This is a genomic window from Ruegeria pomeroyi DSS-3, from assembly GCF_000011965.2.
Classification (GTDB): domain Bacteria; phylum Pseudomonadota; class Alphaproteobacteria; order Rhodobacterales; family Rhodobacteraceae; genus Ruegeria_B; species Ruegeria_B pomeroyi.
Window position 1 is genome coordinate 2,082,444 of record NC_003911.12, and the last position, 13,516, is coordinate 2,095,959.

At 64.6% G+C, this 13,516-nt stretch carries 12 protein-coding genes; 4 read left to right on the forward strand and 8 right to left on the reverse strand.

The genetic code is table 11. The features are described 5' to 3' along the window. Positions 1-3 precede the first annotated feature (3 nt). Entirely contained in the window at positions 4-693 is a 690-nt protein-coding gene (gene phoB, locus SPO_RS09915; protein ID WP_011047684.1) for a phosphate regulon transcriptional regulator PhoB, read from the forward strand. An 18-nt stretch (positions 694-711) separates the two neighbouring features. Here phoB and SPO_RS09920 read toward each other — a convergent pair whose 3' ends face one another. Continuing rightward, positions 712-1,623, reverse strand: coding sequence for a LysR substrate-binding domain-containing protein (locus tag SPO_RS09920; RefSeq protein ID WP_011047685.1), 912 nt, complete (start codon positions 1,621-1,623; stop codon positions 712-714). A 99-nt stretch (positions 1,624-1,722) separates the two neighbouring features. On the opposite strand from SPO_RS09920, the gene SPO_RS09925 reads away from it, so the two are divergent. The 3 genes from SPO_RS09925 to SPO_RS09935 all read left to right on the forward strand — a co-directional run bounded on the left by SPO_RS09925 (position 1,723) and on the right by SPO_RS09935 (position 5,843). Then, positions 1,723-2,949 (forward strand): acyl-CoA dehydrogenase, encoded by a 1,227-nt coding sequence (locus tag SPO_RS09925; RefSeq protein ID WP_030003211.1) that lies wholly within the window; start codon positions 1,723-1,725, stop codon positions 2,947-2,949. 142 nt (positions 2,950-3,091) lie between these two features. Next, complete coding sequence (locus SPO_RS09930; RefSeq protein ID WP_011047687.1) at positions 3,092-4,840, forward strand: SulP family inorganic anion transporter; 1,749 nt, start codon at positions 3,092-3,094, stop codon at positions 4,838-4,840. A 232-nt stretch (positions 4,841-5,072) separates the two neighbouring features. Beyond that, positions 5,073-5,843 carry an SDR family oxidoreductase gene (locus SPO_RS09935; RefSeq protein WP_011047688.1) on the forward strand — a complete coding sequence of 257 codons (771 nt, stop codon included), beginning with the start codon at positions 5,073-5,075 and terminating at the stop codon, positions 5,841-5,843. Here SPO_RS09935 and SPO_RS09940 read toward each other — a convergent pair. The 7 genes from SPO_RS09940 to SPO_RS09970 all read right to left on the reverse strand — a co-directional run bounded on the left by SPO_RS09940 (position 5,840) and on the right by SPO_RS09970 (position 13,510). After that, a complete protein-coding gene (locus SPO_RS09940) occupies positions 5,840-6,709 on the reverse strand; it encodes an acyl-CoA thioesterase (protein WP_011047689.1) in 870 nt (289 codons plus the stop codon). The genes SPO_RS09935 and SPO_RS09940 overlap by 4 nt on opposite strands. A gap of 16 nt (positions 6,710-6,725) precedes the next feature. Further along, on the reverse strand, positions 6,726-8,687 hold the full coding sequence (locus SPO_RS09945; protein WP_011047690.1) for an acetoacetate--CoA ligase: 1,962 nt from the start codon (positions 8,685-8,687) through the stop codon (positions 6,726-6,728). Next, positions 8,678-9,913, reverse strand: coding sequence for a serine hydrolase domain-containing protein (locus SPO_RS09950; RefSeq protein ID WP_011047691.1), 1,236 nt, complete (start codon positions 9,911-9,913; stop codon positions 8,678-8,680). Before SPO_RS09950 ends, SPO_RS09945 begins: the two co-directional genes overlap by 10 nt. A 105-nt stretch (positions 9,914-10,018) precedes the next feature. Beyond that, entirely contained in the window at positions 10,019-10,819 is an 801-nt protein-coding gene (locus tag SPO_RS09955) for an IclR family transcriptional regulator (RefSeq protein WP_230981734.1), read from the reverse strand. Continuing rightward, the gene (locus SPO_RS09960; protein WP_011047693.1) at positions 10,816-11,844 is read right to left on the reverse strand and encodes a phosphotransferase; all 1,029 of its coding nucleotides are present in this window, start codon (positions 11,842-11,844) and stop codon (positions 10,816-10,818) included. The genes SPO_RS09955 and SPO_RS09960 overlap by 4 nt, the downstream gene beginning before the upstream one ends. Before the next feature lie 10 nt (positions 11,845-11,854). After that, the gene (locus SPO_RS09965; protein WP_011047694.1) at positions 11,855-12,505 is read right to left on the reverse strand and encodes a histidine phosphatase family protein; all 651 of its coding nucleotides are present in this window, start codon (positions 12,503-12,505) and stop codon (positions 11,855-11,857) included. 3 nt (positions 12,506-12,508) lie between these two features. Further along, entirely contained in the window at positions 12,509-13,510 is a 1,002-nt protein-coding gene (locus SPO_RS09970; RefSeq protein WP_011047695.1) for an NAD(P)H-dependent flavin oxidoreductase, read from the reverse strand. Positions 13,511-13,516: the final 6 nt, after the last annotated feature.

Here is a 13,516-nt window from a genome sequence, read left to right on the forward strand (position 1 = left end):
CAGATGTCAGCCGATCAACCCAGCGTTCTGGTGGTCGAGGATGAAATGGCGCAGCGCGAGGTGCTGGCCTATAATCTCGAGGCCGAAGGGTTTCGCGTGATCCGCGCCGAGAACGGCGAAGAGGCGATGCTGCTGGTCGACGAGGACACGCCCGATATCATCGTGCTGGACTGGATGATGCCGAACCTGAGTGGTATCGAGGTCTGCCGGCGGCTGAAGACCCGGCCCGAGACCCGCAGCATCCCTGTCATCATGCTGTCGGCGCGCAGCGAAGAGGTCGACAAGGTGCGCGGGCTGGAAACCGGCGCCGACGATTACGTGGTCAAACCCTATTCCGTGGTCGAGCTGATGGCGCGCGTGCGCAGCCAGCTGCGCCGGGTCCGTCCCTCGACTGTCGGCCTCAGGCTGGAATACGAGGATATCGTGCTAGATGCCGAGACCCACAAGGTCAGCCGCTCGGAAAAACCGCTGAAACTGGGCCCGACCGAGTTTCGGCTGCTGTCGACCTTCATGGAGAAACCGGGCCGGGTCTGGAGCCGCGAGCAGCTGCTGGACCGGGTCTGGGGGCGCGACATCTATGTCGATACCCGCACGGTCGACGTGCATATCGGGCGGCTGCGCAAGGCGCTGACCCAGCATGGCGGCGATGATCCGGTGCGCACCGTGCGCGGTGCGGGATACGCGCTGGGCTGAGACGGGCAGGGCGCGCTCTTAGCGCGGCAAGCCCTCCTCGGGCTCGGCCTGTGCCGCCAGCCAGTGGCGAAAGGCGCGCAGCGACGGGTCGTTGCCGCGCGCCCGTGGCCAGACCAGGTAATAGGCGCCGAGCGTTTCGACCGCATCGGGATAGGCGGCGACCAGGCGTCCGGTGGCCAGATCCTGTTCCACCACGTAATTGGGCAGCAAGGCCACCCCCAGCCCATGCAGCGCCGCCTGTCCGATGGTGGCGAACTGATCGTAAAGCGTGCCGGGCAGGGTCTCGGGGCAGGTGACTCCCATCTGCGCGAACCAGTCCTGCCAGGCGCGCGGGCGGGTCTGGATATGCAACAGCGGCAGGCGCAGCAGGTCGGCCGGGGATTTCGGCGCCCCATGCGGCAGCAGGCCCGGCGCGCAGACCGGCAGCACACGTTCCGCCCTGAGCAGAAGCCGGTCGGTTCCGGGCCAGTCCGGTTCACCAAAATGCAACGCCGCATCAAAGGGTTCGCTGGCAAAGTTGAATGGTCGCAACCGGGTGGTCATGTTGATGGTGATATCCGGGTGCAGGCGCGAGAATTCGGGAAGGCGCGGCATCAGCCAGCGCATCCCGAAGGTGGGCAGGATCGCCAGGTTGACGGTGCCCCCCGCCGGCGCCACCTGAAGCCGGAGCGAGGCCTGTGCGATCCGGTTCAACGCCTCGCGGATCTCGGTCACGTAATCCTGCGCCGCCGGTGTAAGCGACAGCCGCTTGCGGTCGCGCCGGATCAGCTCCACGCCCATCTGTCCTTCGAGCGTCTGCAACTGACGACTGACCGCGCTTTGCGTCAGTGCGAGTTCCTCGGCTACCGCCGAGGCAGAGCCGAGCCGGTCCAGCGCTTCGAGCGCACGTAGCGAAGACAGGGAGGGGAAGAACTTGCGTGAGGTCAGCATGTATGCGTTTTACTCATGAAAACCCGCAAAAGTCTCGCTGTATTTTTGCGGTTCGGGAAAGATATGGTCCCGTCAGACCGTATTTCAGGAGTTTTCCCGATGGATATCGCCGCCAAGCCCGCCCTGCGTGACAAGGACAAGCCCGATCTGGGCGGTTTCGACTGGGAGGATCCGTTCCGCCTGGCCGATCAGCTGAGCGAAGACGAACGCATGATTGCCGACGCCGCCCGCGCCTATGCGCAGGAAAAGCTGCAGCCTCGCGTCACGCAAGCCTTCCAGACCGAACATACCGACCCGGACATCTTTCGCGAGATGGGCGAGATGGGCCTGTTGGGCACCACCATCCCAGAACAATATGGCGGCATCGGCGCCGGCTATGTGACCTATGGTCTGGTGGCGCGCGAGGTCGAGCGGGTCGACAGCGGCTATCGCTCGATGATGTCGGTGCAAAGCTCGCTGGTGATGTACCCGATCTATGCCTATGGCAGCGAAGAGCAGCGGATGAAATACCTGCCGAAACTCGCCAGCGGCGAATGGATCGGCTGTTTCGGCCTGACCGAGCCCGATGCCGGGTCGGACCCGGCCAGCATGAAGACCCGCGCGGTCAAGACCGAGGGCGGGTATCGGCTCACCGGCACCAAGATGTGGATCTCGAACGCGCCGATCGCCGATGTCTTTGTCGTTTGGGCCAAGTCTGACGCGCATGATGGCAAGATCCGCGGCTTTGTGCTGGAAAAGGGCATGAAGGGGCTGAGCGCGCCGAAGATCGAGAACAAGATGTCGTTGCGCGCCTCGATCACCGGCGAGATCGTCATGGACGGTGTCGAGGTGGGCGAAGAGGCGCTGTTGCCGCATGTCTCGGGCCTGAAAGGCCCATTCGGCTGTCTGAACCGCGCCCGCTATGGCATCAGCTGGGGCGTTATGGGCGCTGCCGAGGCCTGCTGGCACGGCGCGCGGCAATACGGTCTGGACCGCAAACAGTTCAACCGCCCGCTGGCCCAGACCCAGCTGTTCCAGCTGAAACTGGCCAATATGCAGACGGAAATCGCTTTGGGCCTGCAAGCCAGCCTGCGCGTCGGCCGCCTGATGGACGAGGCCAAGGCCGCGCCCGAGATGATCTCGATCATCAAGCGCAACAACTGCGGCAAGGCGCTGGAAATCGCGCGCCACGCGCGCGACATGCACGGCGGCAACGGCATCAGCCTGGAGTTCCAGGTGATCCGCCACATGGTGAACCTGGAAACGGTGAACACCTACGAGGGCACCCATGACGTGCACGCCCTGATTCTGGGCCGGGCGCAGACCGGGTTGCAGGCGTTCTTCTGACCCTTTCTCGGATTTCGAAGTCAAAAGCGCGGGGCTTGGGCCTCGCGCTTTTTTCATCTGGCCCTCTTCACATTCTCCGCGATTCATTCATATAAGCAATCGCGAATATGTATATCTGGCACGGATCGGGCAGGGGACAGGGATGAACCAACAGTTGCGCGGGTTGGCGCGAACCTATCTGCCGATCCTCGACTGGGGCCGCAGCTATGGCCGGGGTGAGTTGAGCGGCGACCTGATTGCCGCCGTCATCGTCACCGTGATGCTGATCCCGCAATCGCTGGCCTATGCGCTGCTGGCGGGCCTGCCGGCCGAGGTGGGGCTATACGCCTCGATCCTGCCGCTGGTGGCCTATGCGCTGTTTGGCACCAGCCGGGCGCTGGCGGTGGGGCCGGTGGCGGTGATCTCGCTGATGACCGCCTCGGCACTGGCACCTTTGAACCTGTCGAGCGTGTCCGAATACGTCGCGGCGGCGGGGGTGCTGGCGCTGCTGTCGGGCGCGATGCTGCTGCTGATGGGTGCGCTCAGGCTGGGTGTTGTGGCCAATTTTCTCAGCCATCCGGTGATCGCGGGTTTCATTACCGCCTCGGGCCTGCTGATCGCGGCAAGCCAGTTGAAACATATCCTGGGCGTGCCGCTACATGGGCATACGCTGCCGGAAATCCTTCTCGATCTGGCGCGGCATCTGGGACAGATCAATCTGGCAACGCTGGTGACAGGGATTGTGGCGCTTGCATTTTTGTTCTGGGTTCGCAAGGGATTGGCGCAAGTTTTTCATGCCAGACTAGGCCTGACGAAACCGCTGGCTGCAACGCTGGCACGGGTCGGGCCGATCTTTGCGGTGATTGGTACCACACTGGCCGCCTGGGTGCTGAACCTGCCGTCACTGGGCGTGGCGGTGGTGGGCGAAGTCCCCACCGGCCTGCCGCCTTTGGGCCTGTCTGGCGTCGATTGGGGGCTGGTGCCCGCGCTGATCGGCCCGGCGGCGCTGCTCTCGATCATCGGGTATGTCGAAAGCGTTTCCGTCGCGCAAACCCTTGCCACCAAACGCAAACAGCGCATCGACCCCAATCAGGAACTGATCGCGCTGGGGGCCGCCAATATCTCGTCTTCGCTGTCGGGGGGGTATCCGGTCACCGGTGGGTTCGCGCGGTCTGTGGTGAATTTCGATGCCGGTGCTGAAACGCCCGCTGCCGGGGTCTTTACCGCCGTGGGTCTGCTGGTGGCGGCGCTGTTCCTGACGCCGCTTTTGTATTTCCTGCCCAAGGCGACGCTGGCGGCCACCATCATCGTTGCGGTGCTGTCGCTTGTCGATCTGTCGATCCTGTCGCGGGCCTGGCGCTATTCGCGCGCCGATTTCGCTGCGGTCTTTGCCACCATCGCGCTGACCTTGCTGGCCGGGGTCGAGGTCGGCGTCGCCAGCGGCGTGCTGATCTCGCTGCTGCTGTTCGTCTGGAAAACCTCACGCCCGCATGTGGCCGAGGTGGGGCAGGTGCCCGGCAGCCAGCATTTCCGCAACATCCTGCGCCACAAGGTAGAAACCGATCCTGGCGTGGTGACACTGCGTATCGACGAGAGCCTCTATTTCGCCAACGCGCGCCGGATGGAGGACCTGATCCTGAACCGGGTGCTGCGCGACCGTGACAGCCTGCGCCACGTGATCCTGATGTGCTCGGCGGTGAACGAGGTCGATTTCAGCGCATTGGAATCGCTCGAGGCGATCAACCGGCGGCTGGACGATCTGGGCGTCAAACTGCATCTGTCCGAGGTGAAGGGCCCGGTGATGGACCGGCTTGCCCGCAGTCATTTCCTGGAAGACCTGACGGGGCGTGTTTTCCTGTCGCAATACGACGCCTTTGCCGCGCTGCGCATGAATAGGGCGGATCGTATGTGATCCAGAGTATGATATCCGTGATTCTTATAATCGGTATTATGTATTATAAACGTACACCCTGATGCCGGAACGTCACGCAGATGGCGTGGATTGGCACCGCCCCGCGCTTGCGCTAGCGTTGAGGGAAATCTCGGGTAACCAAGCCCGCTCAAACAATGGCGATCTCTGAGAGTGGTCTCGTAACACACTGATCAGACGTCGCTTTGGCCAATGCGCAATATGGGAGACCGCCGTGGAACTGAAAGACAGGATCGTTGTCGTGACCGGTGCGGCCAGCGGCATCGGGCGCGGCCTGGCCGAACGCTTCGCCGCCGAGGGCGCGAAATGCGTTGTTTGTGCTGACCTGAACCTGCAAGGCGCCGAGGACGTCGCGCAAGCGGTTGGCGGTGTCGCCCTGCGCTGTGATGTAAGCCGCGAGGCTGATATCGCCGCCCTGATCGAGCATGTGGAAACCCAGATCGGTCCCATCGACCTGTTCTGTTCCAATGCCGGTATCCTGACCATTGGCGGTATCGAGACTCCGGATGCGGACTGGCAGCGTATCTGGGATATCAACGTGATGTCGCAGGTCTGGGCGGCGCGTCATGTGGTGCCGCGCATGATCGCGCGCGGTGGTGGCTATCTGCTCAACACGGCTTCGGCGGCGGGTCTGCTGAACCAGGTCGGCGCGGCACCCTATGGGGTCACCAAACACGCCTCGGTTGGTCTGGCCGAGTGGCTGGCGATGACCTATGGCGATGACGGGATCGGCGTGTCGGTGCTGTGTCCGCAGGCTGTCCGCTCGGAAATGACGCGCGGGCACGAAGAGTCGGTGGCGGCGCTAGACGGTCTGCTGGAACCCTCGGACGTGGCCGAAGCTTGCGTTCAGGCCATCCGCGATCGCCGTTTCCTGGTGTTGCCACATCCACAGGTTCTGGACTATATTCGAATGAAAACAGCGGATTACGACCGTTGGCTAGGTGGCATGCGCAAGCTGAACCGGCAATTCGGCGGCAAGCTCTAACCTTCGGATTTCAGGCGCCGCATCAGCCCTTCCTGCGCCACGCTGGCCACCAGCGTGCCATCCTCGGCATAGATCTTGCCCCGGTTGAAACTGCGCCCGGCGCCGGTCCAGGGACTGTCCATCGCGTAAAGATGCCAGTTCTCGAACCGGATCGGCGCGTGAAACCACATGGCATGGTCCAGACTGGCGCCGTTGACCTGACGGGTGTACCAGCTGAGCCCGTGCGGGCGCAGCCCCGACCCCAGCAACCCCATGTCCGAGGCATAGGCGAGCAGCAGATGCTGCATCGCCGGCCCTGCCCCGGCTGCCGCCCCCATGCGGAACCACAGGTAATGACGGTCGTCGGTCGGGATCGGCTCGAACATGTCGCGCGGCGCGACCTCGCGGATTTCGATGGGACGCGCGCGAGTGAACTCGGCGCGGTATCTCTGTGGGATACGGTCGATGAAACGCTCTTGCAGCGCCTGACGGGTTGGATGGGTTTCCGGGCCGGAAATCTCGGGCATCGGGTGCTGATGATCCCAGCCGTCATCGCCCGCATGGAACGAGGCCGACAGGTTCAGGATCTGGCGGCCATGTTGAATGGCCACCACCCGACGAGTGGTGAAAGACCCTCCATCCCGTGCCCTATCCACCTGATAGATAACGGGAATCGACGGGTCACCGGGGCGGATGAAATAGGCATGCAGCGAATGGCACAGCCGGTCTTCGACCGTGCGATAGGCCGCGGCCAGCGCTTGGGCAATGACCTGGCCGCCGTAGATGCGGGTGGGTGTTTCGCCCCCCGATCCGGTGCCACGAAACAGGTCCACCTCCAACCGCTCGATATCAAGCAGGTCGAGCAGCTGGCGTTCCGCATCGGTCATGTCGCATCCTCCGGCGTCAGCGTCGCCCGGCCGCGTAAGTCACGAAGAAATCGAAACTTTCCGGGTTCGCCATCGAGTCCCGGTTCACCACCTGCGCCGGGTCGCCCCCCAGTAGCAGTTTCTTGACCGGAACTTCCAGCTTCTTTCCCGACAGGGTGCGCGGCACCTCGGCAATCTGAACGATTTCGTTGGGGATAAAGCGCGGCGACAGTGTTTCGCGGATGGCCGTGTTGATGCGGGCGCGCAGAGCGTCATCCAGCACCTGCCCCGGCGCCGGTACCACGAAGAGTGGCATGAAACTGTCGCGGCCCAGGAATTCGAGATCGACCACCAGGCTGTCCAGCACCTCGGGCAGCGCCTCGACCGCGCGATAAATCTCGGACGAGCCGAGCCGCAGCCCCTTGCGGTTGATGGTGGCGTCCGAGCGGCCATAGATCACCGCGCCGCCCTCGGGCGTGATCTCGATCCAGTCGCCATGGCGCCAGATACCGGGATAGGTGTCGAAATAGCTTTCATGCAGGCGGCTGCCATCACGATCACCCCAGAACCCCAGAGGCATCGAAGGCAGCGGTTCGGTGCAAACCAGCTCTCCCACTTCTGCTGTGATTTCATTGCCTTCCGGGTCATAGCTGCGCACCGCGTTGCCCAGATAGCGGCATTGCATCTCACCCGCGCGCACCGGCAGCATCACGTTGCCGCCGACAAAGGCCCCGCACAGGTCGGTGCCGCCCGAGATCGGCGCCAGCCAGATATCCGGGTCGACCGCGTCATAGACCCAGTCATAGCCCTCGGCCGTCAAGGGCGATCCGGTGGTCCCCAGCGCCTTGAGCGCCGACAGGTCCAGCGCCTCGCGCGGACGGATCCCCGATTTCAGGCATTGGGTGACATAAGCCGCGCCGACGCCGAAACTGCTGACTCGCTCTTCGGCCACCACGCGCCAGACGGCCTGCATGTCGGGGTGGTTGGCGGCCCCGTCGAACAGGACCACGGTGGCACCCTGCCCCATGGCGACAAACTGGGCGTTCCACATGATCCAGCCCGACGAGGTGAGCCAGAGGAAGCGGTCGTCGCCGCCCAGATCCTGATGCAGCGCCTGTTTGGCGCCCTCCAGCAGGATGCCGCCATGACCGTGCACGATGGGTTTCGGATTGCCCGTGGTGCCCGAGGAATAGACGATCCACAGAGGGTGATCGAAGGGCAGATCGGCATATTCGGGTTGGGCCGCGCCTTGGGTCATCTCCTCCCAGGGGATCATGCTCGGCGGAACCTCGCCCATCACCGGCACCAGAACCGTCTGTGCGAGGCTGGGCAGCTGCGCGCGGATCTCCTCCAGCACCGGGCGCCGGTCAATGGTGCGCCCCGCGTGAACATAACCGTCCTGCGCGATCAATACCTTGGGCGCGATCTGGCGGAACCGGTCCAGGATCGCCACATGGCCCATATCCGGGGCGCACAGCGACCAGATCGCACCGATGCTTGCGGCAGCCAGAAACGCGACCACCGCGGTATCGGTATTGGGCAGGATCGCCACCACCCGGTCGCCCTGCCCCACACCCATGGCGCGCAGCTGCGCGGCCACATTGGCAACCTTTTGCGACAGTTGGGCCCAGCTGACCTCCTTGCGGCCGAACCCTTCGGAGCGCAGGATCAGCGCGGGTGCCTCGGGGCGGCTCTCGGCATGGCGCAGCATGTGGCGGGCGAAATTGGTGGTGACACCGGGAAACCAGACCGCACCGGGCATCCGCCGCTCGGCCAGCACCCGACCGTCGCCACCCTCAAACGGCAGGCCCGCGAAATCGCGGATCGCACTCCAGAACCCGTCCAGATCGGCCACGCTCCAGGCCCAGAGCGCATTGTAATCGTCGAATTCCAGCCCGCGCTCCTTTGCCAGCCAGCGCTGAAACGCCGCCATGCGGCTGTTTTCAGCACGCTCGTTGCTGGGGGTCCAGAGAATGGGCCGGGGGTCTGTCATCCGCATAATGCTCCATGGATCAGCGCCTTGAGTTCCGAGCGCGAAGGATAGGCGCTGGAGGGCGACAACTGGGTGAAGAAGACCACCGTCAGGTCATTGACGCGATCCAGCCAGAAAAAGGTCGAGGCCATGCCGCCCCAACTGAAATCGCCGATCGAGCCGGGGGTGCGGGCGCGGGCCGGGTCCAGCACCACGGCGCCGCCCAGGCCAAAGCCCATCCCGTCCATCGGCTGTTCGGCAAAGCTCTGCGGTCCCATCGAGGCGATATCGCCCGGCAGATGGTTGCGCATCATGAAATCGAGCGTCGCCGGGCCGATCAGGCGATGCCCGTCCACGGCGCCACCCCGGCGCAGCATCTCGGCAAAGCGGCGATAGTCGTCGATGCTGCTGACCAGCCCACCGCCGCCGGAATACATGCTGGCAGTCTCGAAAGGCGAGTTGCCCGCCTCGTCGAACAGGCGCAGCGTATCGCCACCGGAATGGGCATCGTTGAGCGCCATCGCATCCCCGGCCAGCGGTGTATAGAGCGAGGCGAACCGGTCGCCCGCGCCCTGGGGCACGCTGAACCCGGTCTCGGTCATGCCCAGCGGGGCGAAAATCTCGTCCTGAAAAAACTGCGCCAGCGTCCGGCCCGAGACCACCTCGACCACACGCCCCAGAATGTCGATAGAAACCGAGTACTCCCAACGACTTCCCGGTTGAAACGCAAGTGGCAGTGCCGCCACCTTGTCGGCCATGTCGGCCAGCGCGCCCTGACCCGGTTTGAACAGCAGATCCTGCTCCTCCATCGCGCGCGCCAGTACGCCCGGGTTGAACGGATAGCTCAGCCCGGCGGTATGGGTCAGCAACTGGTGCAGCGTTGGCGAGGGCGCCGGTTCGGTCTGGTCAATCGCGCTGGCCCCGGGCACCAGCGCCTGCATGTCCGAGAAGGACGGCAGAAAGGTCGACACCGGCGCGTCGAGGTGAAACAGCCCCCGTTCGGCCAGCATCATCACCGCAAGCGAGGTGACCGGCTTGGTCATTGAATAGATCCGCACCAGCGTGTCACGGGTAAAGGGCAACTGGTTCTCGATGCTGCGCTGACCGGCTGTGTGGAAAAACACCTCGTGCCCGCCCTGGCTTACCAACACCGAACTGCCCGCATATCGGCGCCGGTCGACATAGCTCTGCATCCAGCCCGCGATCCGGCCCAACCGGCCCGTGTCGAGTGTCCTGTAACCGGGGTCGGGCATCGCGCTATCCTCCTGCTGTCGCGGCTGGGCCGAGTGTCACCCGGCCCCCGCGCCAAGGAAAGTACGTAGGAATACGGACCCTTGTCGAGAGGGTGCGCCGCCCCCTCATGGCACCATGCCCAGGCTGCGCCCGGCCTCGATCAGCAGCGGGGCAAAAACACGCTCCAGCTCTTCTTGGGTGACGTGGAAACTGGGCCCGCCCAGGTTCAGCCCGTGCAGCCGGGCGCCGCCCAGCGACAGCACCGGCACCGCGATGCCGTTCACATCCGCCCGCCAATCGCCATATCCGGTGCAATAGCCGCGCACCGCGTATTCCTCGACGGCGCGCGCGATCTGGCTGCGCAGCTCTGCCTCGGGCACGCCCAGGTCGCGCATTCCGGCGGCGATAGCCGCCTCGCGCTCCTCCGCCTCCATCCCGACCAGGATCGCCCGCCCGATGGCCGAGCGAAACAGCGGCAGGCGCGAGCCGACATGCATGCTGAGCGAGACATTCTCGCGTGAGCGCGACACCGCGACATAGATCACCTCGGCGCGGTGTACCTCGCCCAGGGCGGCGGTGATATAGGGGTTGGCGCCGGTGCGCAGGCCGCGCAGCACCTCGGCCGCGCGGTCACAGATATCCAGGCCCGCCAGCACGCCCATACCCAGTTGCAGCACGCCCACGCCCAGACGATAGGCGCCGCTTTGGCGGTCCTGCACCAGATAGCCCAGCTGGCACAGCGTATAGGTCAGGCGCGAGACGGTGGGTTTGGGCAGACCGGTCCGTTCGGACAGGTCGGTATTGGTCAGCAAGACCTCGCCGGGGCGAAAGCTGCGCAGCACATCCAGCCCCCGCGCCAGCGCGGTGACAAAGTTGCGGTCCTTGCCCTCGGCCAACCCGTCGATATCGTCGCCCTGCCCGCTCACCCGCGCAGCGCCCTCAGCCCGTTTTGCGCGAATACGCCCACATACTGGCCCAGCATCCGGGCGCGTTCGGGGTTTGACGCATTGCCATCCAGCGCGCGTTTGTAGACGCCCTGGATGATCGCCGCCATGCGGAAGAAGGTGAAGGCAAGGTAAAAGCCGAACCGGTCGATCCCGCCGATGCCGCGCCGCGCGCAATAGGCGGCGATGAATTCGTCATCCGTGGGCAGGCCCAGCGCGGCACGATCGACCCCGGCCAGCCCGCGCCCCTCTCGGCCCGGCGGCATCTGCCATTGCATGATGACGGCGGCCAGATCGGCGTAAGGGTGGCCGATGGTCGATAGCTCCCAGTCGAGCACGCCCAGACAGCGGGTGCCGCCCTTTTCGAACATCATGTTGTCGATCCGATAATCGCCATGCACCAGCGTGCGCTGGCCGTCATCCTCGGGCATGTCCTGCCCCAGCGCCTCGATCAGCGCATCCATATCGGCGATAGTCCCGGTTTCCGAGGCCCGGTATTGCTTGGTCCAGCGCGAGATCTGGCGTTCGAAATAGTTGCCGGGCGGGCCATAGTCAGACAGGCCCACCGCGTCGATATCGACCGAATGCAACGCCGCAAGCACCCGGTTCATCTCGTCGATGACAGCGGTGCGGGTGGCATTTGTTTCGCCCTCCATCGTCGGTTCGGCGAAGTTGCGCCCGTCCAGATGCTCCATCACGTAAAAGGCCGAGCCGATCACCGCGTCATCCTCGCACAGCAGGTACATCCGAGGCACCGGCACGTCAGTATCCGCCAGCGCGCGTTGCACCCGGAACTCGCGATCCACCGCATGGGCGGATTTCAGCAGCACCCCGGGCGGCTTGCGCCGCAGCACATAATTGCGCGCAGGCGTTGCCAGCAGGAAGGTCGGGTTCGATTGGCCAACGTCGAACTTCCGCGCCTCCAGCGGCCCGGCATAGCCCGGCAGGTGGTCGCGCAGATAGGCATCGACGGCGCTCAGGTCGAGGCTTTGGGTCGTGTCGCTCATATCCTGTCCCTCAACTATAGCTCAGCATATCCGCATGGGCCGGTTGGGCAAAATGCGGGGTTGCGTTGAATTCATGCAAAAAGAAGGCGCGCGGGGTAAAGATGAACCGCGACATGGCGGTGTTCTTTACCTGCAGGTTCAGCGCGATCATCTGCTCGGGCGGCGCGCTCAGCGCGGCGGCGGTCAGTTGTCCGATGGCCCCGCCCGAGCTGATCACCAGCACCCGTTCGGCACCCTCGCGCGTGGCCGCCTGACGCGCGGCCTCGATCCGGGCGGTGAACTGGGCCCAGCTTTCGCGCGCGCCCGCGACTCCGCCGCCCTGCCATTCGCGCAAGACATCACGCAGGGTACGGAAATGCGTCTTGCGGTCATGCTGCACCAGATCGGGAATGGTGCCGCCGAATTTCACCCGCAACAGGTCGTGGAAATCGTATTCGTTCCAGCCCGCGTGCTCCTCGGGCACGTCCGTGAACCCCATGCCGCGCAGGGTTTCCTTCTGTCGCGCCAGCGTGCCGGTGACCAGACGGTCGGGCACCCAGCCCGTCTCGCGCAGCGCTGCCCCCACCAGTTCCGACTGGCGATGGCCCAACTCACTCAGCCGGTCATAGTTGTCCGATCCGAACGAGGCCTGCGCATGGCGGATGACGATCAGTTCCGCCATGGTTCAGCCGATGAATTCGGCAGCAAGCCGGGCGCCCGCCGCACGGTATTCGCGGTCGATCCGGTCCACCAGATCACCCACCGGTTCGATCTGATGCACGTCGCCCACGCCCTGACCCGAGCCCCAGATTTCTTTCCACGCCTTGGGCTTGGAGGACCCCTGGCTGAAATTCATCGAACTGGCATCGGCCGAGGGCAGGTTGTCGGGGTCCATCCCGGCGCGTTCCACCGATTTCTTCAGGTAATTGCCATGCACCCCGGTAAAAAGCGACGAATAGACGATATCCTCGGCAGTGCTGTCGACGATCATCTGCTTGTATTCGGGCTGTGCGTTGGCCTCATTCGTGGCGATGAAGGGCGAGCCCATATAGCCGAAATCGGCCCCCAGCGCCCGGGCGGCCAGCAGGCTTTCGCCACAGGCGATGGCGCCCGACAGGGCCAGCGGCCCGTCGAACCAAGACCGGATCTCGCGGATCAGGGCCAGTGGCGATTGCTGCCCGGCGTGCCCCCCGGCTCCGGCGGCCACCGCGATCAGCCCGTCGGCGCCCTTGTCGATCGCCTTCTTGGCGAATGTGTTGTTGATCACGTCATGCAGCACCACGCCGCCGCAGCTATGCGCGGCCTCGTTCACCTCGACCCGGGCACCCAGCGAGGTGATCCAGATCGGCACGTTCCAGCGCGCACAGATTTCCAGGTCCCGTTCCAGCCGCCCGTTCGAGCGGTGGACGATCTGGTTCACCGCAAAAGGCGCCGCCGGGGTGTCGGGGTTGTCCTGATTGTGGCGGTCCAGTTCCTCGGTGATGCGTTTCAGCCAGGCCTCCAATAGCGGCGGCTCGCCCTCACCCTCGCGCGCATTAAGCGCCGGGAACGACCCCACGATCCCCGCCTTGCATTGCGCAATCACCAGATCGGGCACCGAGATGATGAATAGCGGCGAGCCGATCAGCGGAATGCGCAGGCCGCGCAGGGCGGGCGGCAGGTGGCTTTCGTCGCGTGTCCAGGTCATGTCTTT